This window comes from Nonomuraea sp. bgisy101 (assembly GCF_057708945.1).
The window spans coordinates 231,154-244,124 of sequence record NZ_JBYITD010000001.1; the positions used below are offsets into that span (position 1 = coordinate 231,154).

Genomic DNA, 12,971 nt, shown 5'->3' on the forward strand with positions numbered 1-12,971 from the left:
GGAACGCATCGGACCGATGGTGACATGGCGCCTATGATCAAGCTTGCTGACGCGCTTGCGGCCACGGCCGTCGCGCTCGGGATGATGGGCACGCTCGGCGGTACGGCTCACGCGGCGCCGGAATCAGCGAGGGTGGTTGTGGACGAGGCGAGAAAACAGGTCGCGGTCGTCGGACACGGAACGGTCTCCACCGCGCCCGATGTCATGCGGCTGTCGGCGGGTGTCGAGGTGCGCGGGGCCACCGCGGGCAAGGCGTTCGCGGCGGCCAGGGGTGCGGCCGCGAGGCTCACCAACGCACTGATCAAGGCGGGAGTGTCCGTCGACGACCTGACGACGAACGAACTGTCGCTCGGCCCCGAGTACGAGACCTATCCGAAGGTGTCCGGCTACCGTGCCGCCCAGGGCGTCGAAGCCATCGTCCGTGACCTTTCCAAGGCCGACAGGATCATCGACGCGGTCGCCGCGATCGGCGAGGAGGTCAGGCTCAACGGCGTCAGCTTCGAGGTGTCCGACCCCGCCAAGGTGATGGAGGGGGCACGCGCCGCCGCGTTCAAGGACGCGGCGATCAAGGCCAAGCAGTACGCCGCGCTGGCGGGACGCAGGCTCGGCGAGGTGGTCGAGATCAGCGAGGAGATCACGGGCGGGCCCGCCCCGATGATGTTCACCGGCGCGCTCGCGCAGGACAAGGCGTCGGTGAGCCCCGGACGCCAGACCCTGGGGGTCAACGTCCGGGTGGTCTACGCGCTCGACTGACGCCTCCGGGCGGCTCCCGGACACCGGCAACCCCCAGGGTCCCGCGACCCTGGGGGTTTCGTCACGGCAGGGCCAGCATGCGCTCCAGCGCGACCTTGGCCCAGTGGGTGGTGTCGGCGTCGACCGTGATCTGGTTGACCACCTCGCCGAGCGCCAGCGACTCCAACGCCCACACCAGGTGCGGCAGGTCGATGCGGTTCATGGTGGAGCAGTAGCAGACGGTCTTGTCCAGGAACGAGACCCCCTTGTCGGGGAACATCTGCGCCAGGCGCTTGACCAGGTTCAGCTCGGTGCCGATCGCCCACTGCGAGCCGGCGGGCGCCGCTTCGAGCTTCTTGATGATGTACTCGGTCGAGCCGACGTAGTCGGCCTTCAGCACCACCTCGTGCTTGCACTCGGGGTGGACCAGGACGTTGACGCCCGGGATGCGGGTCCGTACGTCGTCGACCGACTCGGCGGTGAAACGGCCGTGCACCGAGCAGTGGCCCTTCCAGAGGATCATCTTGGCCCTGCGCAGCTCGTCCGCGCTCGGCGGCCGGTGCGGGTTGTAGACGACGCAGTCCTCCAGTGACATCCCCATCTCCAGCACCGCCGTGTTGCGGCCCAGGTGCTGGTCGGGCAGGAAGAGCACCTTCTGGCCCTGCTCGAAGGCCCATTCCAGCGCCCGCTTCGCGTTGGACGAGGTGCACACGGCGCCGCCGTGCCTGCCGCAGAACGCCTTGATGTCGGCGCTGGAGTTCATGTAGGTGATCGGCACCGTGATGTCGGCGATGCCTGCTTCCTCCAGCAGCTCCCACGCCTCCTCGACCTGGTCGAACGTGGCCATATCGGCCATCGAGCACCCGGCCGCCATGTCCGGCAAGATCACTTTCTGGGAGTCGTTGGTCAGGATGTCGGCGGACTCGGCCATGAAGTGCACGCCGCAGAAGACGATGTACTCGGCCTCGGGGCGCGCGGCGGCCTGCTGGGCGAGCTTGAAGGAGTCGCCGGTCACGTCGGCGAACTGGATGACCTCATCACGCTGGTAGTGGTGGCCGAGGACGAACAGCTTGTCGCCCAGCGCCTCCTTCGCCTTGCGCGCCCGCTCCACCAGCCCCGGGTCGGAGGCCGGGGGGAGTTCACCGGGACAGTCGACACCCTTCTCGCTGTGCGGATCGGTGCCCTGCCCGAGGACGAAGAGCGGCAGCCCTGTCTGGGTGGCCATGGCCGTACCCCCTTATCGTCGAAGTGACGACTAATGATGACACACGGCTTGGGGCGCTTTGTTCCTGGCACCCCCTTCGCCTCGAGGGCGCCGATCAGCGCAGGTCGGGGGTGCAGGGGCGGCGCCGCGTGGAGAGGAAGGGGGTCAGGGCGTCCCCGATGCGGGCCGGCCAGAGTTCCGTTTTCCGATTTTTCTGGACGATCTATAACAACCCCTCAGACGCGGAATGCATAGCAAGCCTCCGGTGTTGGTAGCGTCTTAGTAGGACGTCAGAAACAGACAGCCGTGACACTGCGGCTGATCCAGACGCGGGAGTCAGCACATGACGGTTGAGAGCAGCGAGACCACGACGCAGGGCCTGATCCTGACCGACGCGGCCGCGGCCAAGGTCAAGAGCCTGCTGGAGCAGCAGGGTGAAGAGGGCCTCCAGCTGCGCGTGGCCGTGCAGCCGGGCGGCTGTTCCGGTCTGCGTTATCAGCTCTTCTTCGACGACCGCTCGATGGACGGCGACATCGTGTCCGACTTCGACGGTGTCGGCGTCGTGACCGACAGGATGAGCGCGCCGTACCTGATCGGCGCCACGATCGACTTCGTCGACACGATCGAGAAGCAGGGCTTCACCATCGACAACCCCAACGCCACGGGCTCCTGCGCCTGCGGCGACTCGTTCAACTAGATCGACGCGCGAAGGTCCCGCGCGCCTTTGTGCGCGCGGGACCTTCGCGTATTCTCTTGGGGCTTCATTGGCTTGCTGACAACGAGGAAGAAGAATCCCGTGCGCATCGCCGTCACCGGCTCCATCGCGACCGACCATCTGATGACCTTCCCCGGGAGTTTCGGGGACCAGCTCATCGCCGACCAGCTCGACCGGGTGTCCCTGTCGTTCCTCGTCGACGATCTGCAGGTCAGGCGCGGAGGTTGCGCGGCAAACATCACCTTCGGGATGGGCTGTCTCGGCCTCACCCCCATCCTCGTGGGCGCGGTCGGCGCCGACTTCGCCGACTACCGTTCGTGGCTGGAGCGGCACAGGGTCGACTGCGACTCGGTGCATATCTCCGACGTCCACCACACCGCCCGGTTCCTGTGCACCACCGACGAGCACCACAACCAGATCGCCTCGTTCTACACCGGTGCGATGGCGGAGGCGCGGCTCATCGAGCTGCAGCCGATCGCCGACCGGGTCGGCGGGCTCGACCTGGTGCTGATCAGCCCGAACGACCCCGACGCCATGCTGCGCCACACCGACGAGTGCCGCCAGCGGGGCATCCCGTTCGCCGCGGACCCGTCGCAGCAGCTGGCCAGGATGGCGGGCGAGCAGATCCGCCAGCTCGTCGACGGCGCGGCGTACCTGTTCTCCAACGACTACGAGAAGGGGCTCATCGAGCAGAAGACCGGCTGGTCCGACGCCGAGGTCCTCGACAGGGTCGGCGTCCGCGTGACCACGCTCGGCCCGAAGGGCGCCGTCATCGACCGCAAGGGTGAACCGTCGATCCACGTGACTCCGGCGCCCGAGCTGGGCAAGGCGGACCCGACGGGTGTCGGCGACGCGTTCAGGGCGGGCTTCCTCGCGGGCGTCGCGTGGGGGCTGCCGCTGGAGCGGGCGGGTCAGGTCGGCAACCTGACGGCCACGCACGTGCTGGAGCGGGTGGGCTGCCAGGAGTACGAGCTCGGCCAGCGCGTGTTCCTCGAGCGCTTCGCCGCCGCGTACGGGCAGGCGGCCGCCGACGAGGTGGCCGAGCACGTGCGCTGCCACTACGCCTGATCATCAGCCGCCGTCCGCCGCGCCCGGCCCCTGTCGGGCCGCGCGCGGCCCGCGGTTGGGCTCATGGGTCCGCCGCGCGCGGCCCTTCACGATCCGTCCGTACGGCAGGCCGGGTCACGGCCACCGGGGTCACCGGTGGCCGTCCGCCCATCACGCCGCTCCAGCGGACTTCGCCTGCCGCCGTCACGCCGCGATCCTGGCTGTCCTGATGGATCGTGTGCGCGGGCACGCGTCAGGACGCGTAGATCCGGTGGCAGAAGGCGGCGAGCTGGTCGTCGGGCAGGTGCCTGGCCAGGTCGGCCTCGCTGATCATGCCGATGATGCGGTGCTGCTCGATCACGGGCAGCCGTCTGATCTGGTTCTCCTCCATGCGGGCCAGCGTTTCTTCGACGGTCGCGTCGGCGGCCACCCAGACGAGCCCCGTCGCCAGGTCGGACGCCGTCATGCGCGAAGGGTCGTGTCCTTGCGCGATGCACTTCACGACGATGTCCCTGTCGGTGATGATGCCCTTGAGGCGGTCGTCGGGCCCGCAGACGGGCAGGGCCCCCACGCCCATGTCGCGCATCATCTGCGCTGCGCGGTCGAGGGTCTCGTGGGCGGCTATGCACTCCACGCCCGGGTTCATGAGGTCACGCGCGGTGTTGTGCGGATGTCCGCTTGTCATCTGTTCCCCCCGAAGTCGATGACGTTGTTCGGGGAGGTTTCTACCCATTTAGTGCCATTTGTGACCCCTGGCGGTGGCACGGGTCTTCCGGTCTCGCGCGCCGTCGTGGCGGTGGGCGGTGCGCTCGTCAGCCGGGGATGCCCAGCAGCTTGCCGAGGAGCGTGGCGAGCTGCGTGCGCTCGTCGGGCGTGAGCGCCTTGAAGGTGTCGTCGAGGTGCCCGGGGATGGACCGCTCGGCCACGGCGAGCTGTCGCCTTCCCGCGTCGGTGATCGTGACAGCGTAGGAACGCCGGTCGTGAGGGTTGCGCTCGCGCCTGACACACCCGCCCCGCTCCAGGTCGTCGCAGATCGTCACCATCACGCTGCGGTCGATGCGCAGTTCCTCGCTGAGCGCCTGCTGGGAGCAGGGGCCGACGGTGTCGAGCATCTTCAGCACCAGGTGCTGGCCCACGCCCAGACCCTGTTCCGCCGCGTGGGTGTCGGCGGCGCGGGCGACGGCGGCCGAGGCCCTGCACAGCGCGATGTCGAGCCGCTCGCCGGCGAGCCGAGGAAAGTACGTCGGCCTGACCTGCATCGGATCCTCTCCTCATTCTGCAGGGTCAGCCTACCACTCTTTGTTTGACATCAGATCGTCTGTGCTCATACGTTCTGCCAAGAGATTGTCTGATGACAAGATGGAGTTCGCGATGACACCCGACGAGCTGCTGTCCACCACCCGCGCCGTGCGCAAGCGTCTCGACCTCACCAGGCCGGTGCCTCGCGAGCTGATCGAGGAATGCGTCGACCTGGCCACCCAGGCGCCGACCGGGCGCAACCGCCAGCGCTGGCACTTCCTGGTCGTCACGGACGAGGAGCAGCGGGCGCTCGTGGGAGACCTCTTCCGGCGCGCGCTCGAGACCGGAGGCGGGCGCCCGGTCAACGAGCGGGACCTGCGCCGTATGTACGCGCACCCCGGTTCCATGGAGCGCATCTCAGACGGGCTGCGCCACCTCTATGACAACATCCACCGCGTCCCCGCGTTCGTCATCCCCGCGGTGGAGGGGCGCACCGACGGCGCCTCGGCACTCGACCAGTCCATGACGTGGGGATCGATCCTGCCCGCCGTGTGGAGCTTCATGCTCGCCGCCAGGGCCAGGGGGCTCGGCACCGTGTGGACCACCGCCCACGCACCGCTCGAACGGGAGCTGGCGGCGGTGCTCGGCGTGCCGTACGACGAGGTGATGCTGGCCGCGTTCGTGCCCCTGGCGTTCACGATCGGCACGGACTTCAGGCCGGCGCGCAGGATCCCGCGCGAGGAGGTCCTGCACTGGGAGCGCTGGTAGGTCAGTAGTTGCGCCGGACGTGGATCTCCCAGCCGCCCCCCGGCAGCTCGTAGGTGCCCACGTGCGGGTGCGACTTGAGCCTGCACCAGGCGGGCACGTCGGTGTAGGCGGCGGGGTCGTCGGCGAGGACGGCGACGATGGCGTTCAGCGGCACGAAGTTGATCTGCTCGGCGAGCATGATGATCGGGATCGGGCACTTCTTGCCGAGTGCGTCGATGGTCAGAGTCGGCTGAGCTGCGACGGTCACGAGGCCCCCTTCGTCGGTCTCATGACCACCGTGCCGCGTCTCTGGACGACCTCAACGAGCCTGGTCATACGACCCCTGCGTCTTGACGGATCCGGCGCACCGTCTCGGGGAGGACGGCGAGAAACCTGTCCACCTCGGCCGCGGAAGCGCCCCTGGGCAGCGATACCCGGACGTTTCCATGCGTAAGCACGCCCATCGCCTCCAAAACATGCGATGGACGAAGCGTACTAGCCGTGCACGAACTACCGGAGGATACCGCGAAACCCGCCTTGTCCAGTTCGGTCAGCAGCGCCTCTCCGTCGACGTACAGGCAGGAGAAGGTGACGATGTGCGGCGCCCTGTCGACGGGGTCGCCGATCACCTCCACGTCGGGGACGAGCTGGGGGACCCGCTCCCTGATCGTGTCGATGAGCGCGGACAGCCGGGCGTTCTCCTGTGCCGCCTCCTCCCTCATCGCCTTCAGCGCGGCCGCGGCGGCGACGATCGAGGGGACGTTCTCGAACCCCGGCACCCTGCGGCGCTCGCGCTCGTCCTCCGGCAGGAAGGAGCGGAAGCGCGTGCCTTTCCTGACCGCCAGCACTCCCACCCCCGCAGGACCGCCCCACTTGTGCGCGCTCGCCGTCAGCACCGACCAGCCCTGCGGCACCGGCAGCCGGCCCGCGCTCTGGGCGGCGTCGACCAGCAGCGGAACCCCGTGCTCCCGGCACGCCGCGGCCGCCTCGGCGACCGGCTGCAGAGTGCCGACCTCGTGGTTGGCCGTCTGGAGGCAGGCCAGCGCGATGCCCTCGGCCGAGACGGCCGTCGTGAAGGCGCCGAGATCCACCCGTCCCGCCAGGTCGACGCCCACGCTGGTGACCGTGCCGCCCTCGGCCTCGTGCACCGCGGCGGCGTGCAGGACGCTGGAGTGCTCCACCGCGCTGGTGACGAGGTGACGCCCTGCCCTTCGCCTGCCGTGTAGGGTGCCGAGCACGCCGAGATGCACGGCCTGGGTGCCGGAAGAGGTGAACGAGACCTCGTCCGGCCTGGCACCGAGCGCCTCGGCCACCTCCGTGCGTGCCTGTTCGAGAAGCAGGTGAGCACGGCGGGCCTGGCCGTACAACCGCGCGGGGTCGGCCCAGCCCGCGTCCAGGGTCGCGATGAGCGCCTCACGCGCCCGGGGATGCAGGGGCTCGGTCGATGCCGCGTCGAAGTAAGGCACATCGAGACATTAACGGGGGTGAGCGGGGAGCCGACCACCCCCCACGCTAATGTGTCTGCAATCAGCTGTGCATATGGAAATACGAGCGCCCAGGAGAGACTCCTGGGCTTCATCTGTGGGGTAGGCGATCCGTGAGTCCGACCCGCCGTACTGAGCGGCGTCCGTTGGGCCGGCGCAGAGTGTCGAGCGCCGCCGGTTTGGCGTTGCTGCTGGCCTCCGCGACGGCCTGTGCAAATGACGTGCCCGAGGCCAACTGGTCGCGTGGACTCCTTCCCGAGGGGGTCACCGAGCAGGCTGACGTCGTCACGAACTTGTGGAATGGGGCCTGGATCGCGGCGCTGGCCACGGGACTCGTCGTCATCGTCCTGATCATCTGGGCGTGCATCTTCCATCGCAAGCGAAAGAGCTCGGCCGAGCTTCCTCCGCAGGTTCGCTACAACCTGCCGATCGAGATCCTCTACACGGTCGTGCCGCTCGTCATGGTCTCGGTGTTCTTCTTCTTCACCGCGCGCGACGAGACGAAGCTCATGAGCGTCTCGGCGCAGCCCGACGTGACGGTCCACGTGGAGGGCTTCCAGTGGAGCTGGCGGTTCACCACCGACGCCGGTGGCAAGACCGCCAAGGTCGTCGGCATGCCGGTCAGCGACTACAAGGCCCCCCAGTCGCCCGAGCTGGTGCTTCCCGTGAACAAGAAGGTCCTGTTCAAGCTGGACGCTGACGACGTGATCCACTCGTTCTGGGTTCCCGCCTTCATGTTCAAGCGTGACGTGATCCCCGGCATCTCCGGCGAGAAGAACAAGTTCGAGATCACCACACTGAACAAGCCGGGCGTCTACGCGGGTCGCTGCGCCGAGCTGTGCGGCGTCGACCACAGCCGCATGCTCTTCAGGGTCAAGCTCGTTTCGCAGGCTGAGTTCGACCAGTACATGACGACCCAGGCTGGGAGAGCCCAGTGACCGCCATCCAAGCACCCTCAGTCACGGCGCAGCCGACCCGTAAGGGCCTGGTGATCGCCAAGTGGCTGTCCTCCACCGATCACAAGATCATCGGACACCTGTACCTGATCACGTCGTTCGTGTTCTTCCTCATCGGCGGCGTGATGGCGCTCATCATGCGAGCCGAGCTGGCCCAGCCGGGGCTGCAGGTCACCACGAACGAGCAGTTCAACCAGCTGTTCACCATGCACGGCACGATCATGCTGCTGATGTTCGCGACGCCGCTGTTCGCCGGCTTCGCCAACGAGCTCATGCCGCTGCAGATCGGCGCGCCCGACGTGGCGTTCCCCCGCCTCAACATGGTCAGCTACTGGCTCTACCTGTTCGGCAGCATCATCGCGGTCAGCGGCTTCCTGACCCCGAACGGCGCAGCGAGCTTCGGCTGGTTCGCCTACACCCCGCTGTCGAACGCGATCAGCTCGCCCGGCGTCGGCGGCGACCTGTGGATCATGGGTCTGGCCCTGTCCGGTCTGGGCACCATCCTCGGCTCGGTGAACTTCATCACCACGATCATCTGCATGCGCGCGCCCGGCATGACGATGTTCCGGATGCCGATGTTCACCTGGAACATCCTGCTCACCAGCATGCTCGTGCTGATGGCCTTCCCTGTGCTGGCCGCCGCGCTGCTGGCGCTGGAGGCCGACCGCAAGCTCGGCACGCACATCTTCGCCCCCGAGACCGGTGGCGCGATGCTGTGGCAGCACCTGTTCTGGTTCTTCGGCCACCCCGAGGTCTACATCATCGCGCTGCCGTTCTTCGGCATCGTGACCGAGATCATCCCGGTCTTCAGCCGCAAGCCGATCTTCGGTTACATCAGCCTCGTGGCCGCCACCATCTCGATCGCCGGTCTGTCGATCACCGTGTGGGCGCACCACATGTTCGCCACCGGCCAGGTCCTGCTGCCGTTCTTCTCGTTCATGACGTTCCTCATCGCGGTGCCGACGGGCGTGAAGTTCTTCAACTGGATCGGCACCATGTGGCGAGGCCATCTGAGCTTCGAGTCGCCGATGCTGTTCTCGGTGGGCTTCCTGATCACCTTCCTCCTCGGCGGTCTGACCGGCGTCATCCTGGCCTCCCCGCCGCTGGACTTCCAGATCAGCGACAGCTACTTCGTCGTCGCCCACTTCCACTACGTGGTCTTCGGCACCGTCGTGTTCGCGATGTTCGCGGGCTTCTACTTCTGGTGGCCCAAGTTCACCGGCCGGATGCTCAACGACAAGCTGGGCAAGGTCCACTTCTGGCTGCTGTTCATCGGCTTCCACACCACGTTCCTCGTGCAGCACTGGCTGGGCATGGTGGGCTTCCCCCGGCGCTACGCCGACTACGCGCCGACCGACGGCTTCACCGACCTGAACATGATCTCGTCGGTGGGCGCCTTCATCCTCGGCGCCTCGACGCTGCCGTTCTTCTACAACGTCTGGAAGACCTGGCGCAGCGCGCCGAAGGTCACCGTCGACGACCCCTGGGGCTACGGCGGCTCGCTCGAGTGGGCGACCTCCTGCCCGCCGCCGCGGCACAACTTCACCTCGCTGCCGCGCATCAGGTCCGAGCGCCCCGCGTTCGACCTCCACTACCCGCACGTGTCGGCCAAGCCCGAGGAGGTTGAGGCCCGATGAAGGTTCAGGGTTGGCTGTTCCTGCTCTGCGGACTGTTCTTCGCGGGCGTGGACGTCGTCTACTGGTTCTGGTCCAAGGAGCCGGTCGGCACCACGGCCATGGCCATCTCCGTCGGCTTCGCGTTCATGATCGGCTACTACCTGATGTTCACGGCTCGTCGCATCGGCGACCAGCCGGAGGACAACAAGACGGCCGAGATCAGCGACGGCGCCGGTGAGATCGGATTCTTCAGCCCGAGCAGCTGGTGGCCGCTGTTCGTCTGCCTCGCGGCGGCGTTCGCGTTCGTCGGTTTCGTGATCGGCCTGTGGATGTTCCTGATCGGTGTCTTCCTGGTGATCATGGCGATGGTCGGATTCGTCTTCCAGTACTACCGGGGCAACTTCTCTCACTGACCCCACCCCATACCGAAGCGGGTGCCCTGTCCGAGGGCGCCCGCTTTTGGCGTTTTTTACTTCCCGCCGAATGTGGCGAAACGATCACCGAGGGTAGTAAGGGGACGTTAGGGGTTCGAAGAAGAGGAGAGTACCCGTGGGGCGGATGACCCAAGGTTCGGCTGGAGCGCTTGCCCTCGCCGTACTCACAGCGTGTTCGGCGGGGACGCCCGTGGGGATCGCCTCGCCCAGCGCGGGGCCACCACCCGCCAGCGTGGCGATCATCCCCGCGGACAAGACGGGCAACGTGCCCACCGACCAGACGGTCCTGGTCTCCGCGCGCGGCGGCACGCTCAGGAGCGTCAGCATCACCGGCGCGTCCGGCGGCCTGACCGGCGAGCTCAGCGCCGACCGGACGCAGTGGCGCAGCAAGCGCTATGCCCGGCCCGGCACCTCCTACACCGTCACCGCGCTCGTCGCCAACTCCGCGGGCCAGACGACCAAGACCACCAGCACCTTCACCACGGTCAAGGCGACCAGCTCCTTCAGCATCGAGCAGCTGGCGCCCCACAAGTACGACACGGGCCTCACCGTCGGCGTCGGCATGCCCATCATGATCACCTTCGACAAGGACATCACGGACCGCGTGTCCGTCGAGCGCAACCTCGTCGTCAAGACCTCCAAGCCGGTCGAGGGCGCCTGGCACTGGTTCGACTCGAGGCACGTGGACTTCAGGCCGAAGGTCTACTGGCCCGCGCGCACCAAGGTGCGTCTCGAGGCGCGCCTGACGGGCGTGCGGGGCGGCGCCGGCATGTACGGCAAGCGCGACCACACCCTCGACTTCACCATCGGCAGGGAGCAGATCACCTCCGGCACCACCGGCAATCACCACCTGAAGGTGAAGCGGGACGGCAAGGTCATCAGGAACATGCCGATGAGCGCCGGCCAGGGAGGGGTGTGGAAGTACCACACGACCTCCGGCATCCACCTGGCGATGTCCAGGGAGCCGGTGACGGTCATGACCTCGCCGGGGATCGGCCCAGGACAGGCCGGCTACTACCAGCTGACCGTCTACAACACCGTGAGGATCTCCAACTCGGGCGAGTACGTGCACAGCGCGCCATGGTCGGTCGGGTCGCAGGGCTACGCCAACGTGAGCCACGGCTGCGTGAACATCAGCCCGACGAACGCGTCGTGGTTCATCAAGAACACGCTGATCGGCGACCCGATCATCATCACGGGCTCGCCACGGCCGCTGGAGCCGACCAACGGGTGGGGGCACTGGCAGGAGAACTGGAAGGAGTGGCTCAAGTGGAGCTCGCTGAAGTCCTCCACCACCGAGGCGCTGTAGCCGCCGTCCGCCGCCGGCGGGTCAGCGGAGGGGGAGGCGCGCGTGCACCGCGCCTCCTTCGATCGTGACGGTGCCGCCCACGAGGGCGGCCCGCTCGCGCATCAGCCGGCCCTCAGGCATGGAAGGGCCGTCACCGCTCACCAGGACCTCCAGGAAGCCCTGTCGCCACCTCAGGGTCACACTGGCCCTGGAAGCGCCCTCGGCGTCTCTGAGGGCCTCCTGGACGATGCGAAAAGCGGACAACTCCACCCCAGGGGCGGCCGGCACCGGTGTGCCGTCCTGGGTGAAGTCCACCTGGAGACCGCCCGTGCGGGCCTCGTGGAGCAGGTCGGGCAGGTCGTCGAGGAGGGGCTGCGGGGTTCGCGAAGGCGGGACGCCCGTGACCGCGCTCAGGATGCCCAGCATGCGCTGGAGCTCGCCGAGCGCCTGGCGGCCCGACTCCTCCGCGTCCCTGAGGGTGTCGGCGGCCCTGCGGGGGTCCTTGCCCATGGTCATCCTGCCCGCGCCGATGCCGAGGGTCATGACGCTCACCCGATGCGCCACGACCTCGTGCAGCTCCTGGACGATCAGGACGCGCCTCAGGGTCTCCTCCCGAGCCGTCCGCTCGGCGGCCAGGTCGGCCGTCACGCGGGCGCGGAGCCGGAGCAGGAGCAGGACGGTCGGGCACAGGACTACCGTGGTCACGGCGGCCAGCCATGACAGGAGAGGCGGCATGGCCCGGAGCGTAGGCGCGGGCTGCCCGGTACGCATCCGCTTGGCGGCGGATCTCCACTCCGCCCCCGAGCGTAGGGCCCCGGCGCTGCCCGCTGCGGCCTGCCACGACGGCCGGCGCGGGCACTCTTCTGCCCCGGAGCCGCTGCCCGCTCACGGCCGCTCTCGTCGTGGGTGCCGCCGCCCGTTCGGCAGGAGGGGCCGGGGTTATGCTGGAGCGATGGTGGGGACCCGTACGGCGGCGGTCCTCATGATCGCCGCGTTGCTGACGGCCGCGTGCGGAGTGCAGGGGGACGGCTCAGCCGGCGCGCTTCGCGGCAAGCCGTTGTCCTCCGCCGTCACCGCGAGCGTTCCCGACGCGCTGAGGTTCACCGCCAGGACCCTGGACGGCGAGGAGTTCAAGGGCGAGAGCCTGGCGGGAAAGCACGTGGTCTTCTGGTTCTGGGCGCCGTGGTGCGTCGACTGCCACGACGAGGCTCCGGCGGTCAGGGCGGCCTCGGCCAAGTTCCGTGACGTCGCCTTCATCGGTGTCGCGGGCCTCGACACCGAGGCGGCGATGAAGGAGTTCGTCCAGCGCACCCGCACCGGCACCATCGTGCAGCTGTCCGACGACAAGGGCGTGGTCTGGACCAAGCTGGGGGTCAGCGAGCAGTCCACCTTCGTGTTCATGAGGCCGGACGGCTCGAACAGGATGGAATGGGGGCCGCTCACCACCCAGGAGCTGAGCGGTTATGTCCAGCAGTTGCTCGCCGGCTAGCCCGACGCCCTCGCCGGGAC

15 protein-coding genes are annotated in these 12,971 nt (G+C 68.1%); 9 read left to right on the forward strand and 6 right to left on the reverse strand.

What is annotated here, in order from left to right:
- Nucleotides 1-33: 33 nt before the first annotated feature.
- A complete protein-coding gene (locus AC3EO4_RS01090) occupies nucleotides 34-753 on the forward strand; it encodes an SIMPL domain-containing protein (protein ID WP_431892999.1) in 720 nt (239 codons plus the stop codon).
- Between the two features lie 61 nt (nucleotides 754-814).
- Here the strand turns inward: AC3EO4_RS01090 and nadA are convergent, their stop codons facing one another.
- Complete coding sequence (nadA, locus tag AC3EO4_RS01095; RefSeq protein ID WP_379579647.1) at nucleotides 815-1,957, reverse strand: quinolinate synthase NadA; 1,143 nt, start codon at nucleotides 1,955-1,957, stop codon at nucleotides 815-817.
- Nucleotides 1,958-2,279: 322 nt separating this feature from the next.
- Here nadA and erpA point away from each other — a divergent pair, with 322 nt between their 5' ends.
- Together erpA and AC3EO4_RS01105 are read left to right on the forward strand one after the other, a co-directional pair.
- Nucleotides 2,280-2,633, forward strand: a complete 354-nt coding sequence (erpA, locus tag AC3EO4_RS01100) for an iron-sulfur cluster insertion protein ErpA (RefSeq protein WP_192776512.1) — start codon at nucleotides 2,280-2,282, stop codon at nucleotides 2,631-2,633.
- Nucleotides 2,634-2,732: 99 nt separating this feature from the next.
- Complete coding sequence (locus AC3EO4_RS01105) at nucleotides 2,733-3,719, forward strand: carbohydrate kinase family protein (protein ID WP_431893004.1); 987 nt, start codon at nucleotides 2,733-2,735, stop codon at nucleotides 3,717-3,719.
- 232 nt (nucleotides 3,720-3,951) lie between these two features.
- Here AC3EO4_RS01105 and AC3EO4_RS01110 read toward each other — a convergent pair whose 3' ends face one another.
- Both AC3EO4_RS01110 and AC3EO4_RS01115 read right to left on the reverse strand, forming a co-directional pair.
- Nucleotides 3,952-4,383, reverse strand: a complete 432-nt coding sequence (locus AC3EO4_RS01110) for a CBS domain-containing protein (RefSeq protein WP_379579643.1) — start codon at nucleotides 4,381-4,383, stop codon at nucleotides 3,952-3,954.
- Between the two features lie 127 nt (nucleotides 4,384-4,510).
- Nucleotides 4,511-4,957: a MarR family winged helix-turn-helix transcriptional regulator gene (locus AC3EO4_RS01115; protein WP_431893006.1), complete on the reverse strand. Its 447-nt coding sequence runs from the start codon at nucleotides 4,955-4,957 to the stop codon at nucleotides 4,511-4,513.
- Between the two features lie 100 nt (nucleotides 4,958-5,057).
- Here AC3EO4_RS01115 and AC3EO4_RS01120 point away from each other — a divergent pair, with 100 nt between their 5' ends.
- A complete protein-coding gene (locus tag AC3EO4_RS01120; protein WP_431893008.1) occupies nucleotides 5,058-5,705 on the forward strand; it encodes a nitroreductase family protein in 648 nt (215 codons plus the stop codon).
- 1 nt (nucleotide 5,706) lies between these two features.
- Here AC3EO4_RS01120 and AC3EO4_RS01125 read toward each other — a convergent pair whose 3' ends face one another.
- Complete coding sequence (locus tag AC3EO4_RS01125) at nucleotides 5,707-5,952, reverse strand: sulfurtransferase TusA family protein (RefSeq protein WP_379579636.1); 246 nt, start codon at nucleotides 5,950-5,952, stop codon at nucleotides 5,707-5,709.
- 64 nt (nucleotides 5,953-6,016) lie between these two features.
- Nucleotides 6,017-7,150, reverse strand: coding sequence for a cysteine desulfurase family protein (locus AC3EO4_RS01130; protein ID WP_431893012.1), 1,134 nt, complete (start codon nucleotides 7,148-7,150; stop codon nucleotides 6,017-6,019).
- A gap of 197 nt (nucleotides 7,151-7,347) precedes the next feature.
- Here AC3EO4_RS01130 and ctaC point away from each other — a divergent pair, with 197 nt between their 5' ends.
- From ctaC to AC3EO4_RS01150, 4 genes are all read left to right on the forward strand, one after another.
- On the forward strand, nucleotides 7,348-8,106 hold the full coding sequence (gene ctaC / locus AC3EO4_RS01135) for an aa3-type cytochrome oxidase subunit II (RefSeq protein ID WP_379579631.1): 759 nt from the start codon (nucleotides 7,348-7,350) through the stop codon (nucleotides 8,104-8,106).
- Complete coding sequence (gene ctaD / locus AC3EO4_RS01140; RefSeq protein WP_379579629.1) at nucleotides 8,103-9,761, forward strand: aa3-type cytochrome oxidase subunit I; 1,659 nt, start codon at nucleotides 8,103-8,105, stop codon at nucleotides 9,759-9,761. The genes ctaC and ctaD overlap by 4 nt, the downstream gene beginning before the upstream one ends.
- Complete coding sequence (locus AC3EO4_RS01145) at nucleotides 9,758-10,153, forward strand: cytochrome c oxidase subunit 4 (protein WP_379579627.1); 396 nt, start codon at nucleotides 9,758-9,760, stop codon at nucleotides 10,151-10,153. Before ctaD ends, AC3EO4_RS01145 begins: the two co-directional genes overlap by 4 nt.
- Nucleotides 10,154-10,298: 145 nt before the next feature.
- On the forward strand, nucleotides 10,299-11,483 hold the full coding sequence (locus AC3EO4_RS01150) for a L,D-transpeptidase (RefSeq protein ID WP_379580262.1): 1,185 nt from the start codon (nucleotides 10,299-10,301) through the stop codon (nucleotides 11,481-11,483).
- Between the two features lie 21 nt (nucleotides 11,484-11,504).
- On the opposite strand, the gene AC3EO4_RS01155 is transcribed toward AC3EO4_RS01150, so the two are convergent.
- The gene (locus AC3EO4_RS01155) at nucleotides 11,505-12,197 is read right to left on the reverse strand and encodes a sensor histidine kinase (RefSeq protein WP_431893015.1); all 693 of its coding nucleotides are present in this window, start codon (nucleotides 12,195-12,197) and stop codon (nucleotides 11,505-11,507) included.
- A gap of 217 nt (nucleotides 12,198-12,414) precedes the next feature.
- Here AC3EO4_RS01155 and AC3EO4_RS01160 point away from each other — a divergent pair, with 217 nt between their 5' ends.
- On the forward strand, nucleotides 12,415-12,951 hold the full coding sequence (locus tag AC3EO4_RS01160) for a TlpA family protein disulfide reductase (RefSeq protein WP_431893017.1): 537 nt from the start codon (nucleotides 12,415-12,417) through the stop codon (nucleotides 12,949-12,951).
- Nucleotides 12,952-12,971: the final 20 nt, after the last annotated feature.

What these genes read in the sequence shown, in the direction of transcription:
- AC3EO4_RS01090 (WP_431892999.1), top strand. Translation starts at nt 34, where the DNA reads ATGATCAAGCTTGCTGACGCGCTTGCGGCCACGGCCGTCGCGCTCGGG.
- nadA (WP_379579647.1), bottom strand. Translation starts at nt 1,957, where the DNA reads ATGGCCACCCAGACAGGGCTGCCGCTCTTCGTCCTCGGGCAGGGCACC.
- erpA (WP_192776512.1), top strand. Translation starts at nt 2,280, where the DNA reads ATGACGGTTGAGAGCAGCGAGACCACGACGCAGGGCCTGATCCTGACC.
- AC3EO4_RS01110 (WP_379579643.1), bottom strand. Translation starts at nt 4,383, where the DNA reads ATGACAAGCGGACATCCGCACAACACCGCGCGTGACCTCATGAACCCG.
- AC3EO4_RS01115 (WP_431893006.1), bottom strand. Translation starts at nt 4,957, where the DNA reads ATGCAGGTCAGGCCGACGTACTTTCCTCGGCTCGCCGGCGAGCGGCTC.
- AC3EO4_RS01120 (WP_431893008.1), top strand. Translation starts at nt 5,058, where the DNA reads ATGGAGTTCGCGATGACACCCGACGAGCTGCTGTCCACCACCCGCGCC.
- AC3EO4_RS01145 (WP_379579627.1), top strand. Translation starts at nt 9,758, where the DNA reads ATGAAGGTTCAGGGTTGGCTGTTCCTGCTCTGCGGACTGTTCTTCGCG.
- AC3EO4_RS01150 (WP_379580262.1), top strand. Translation starts at nt 10,299, where the DNA reads ATGACCCAAGGTTCGGCTGGAGCGCTTGCCCTCGCCGTACTCACAGCG.
- AC3EO4_RS01155 (WP_431893015.1), bottom strand. Translation starts at nt 12,197, where the DNA reads ATGCCGCCTCTCCTGTCATGGCTGGCCGCCGTGACCACGGTAGTCCTG.
- AC3EO4_RS01160 (WP_431893017.1), top strand. Translation starts at nt 12,415, where the DNA reads ATGGTGGGGACCCGTACGGCGGCGGTCCTCATGATCGCCGCGTTGCTG.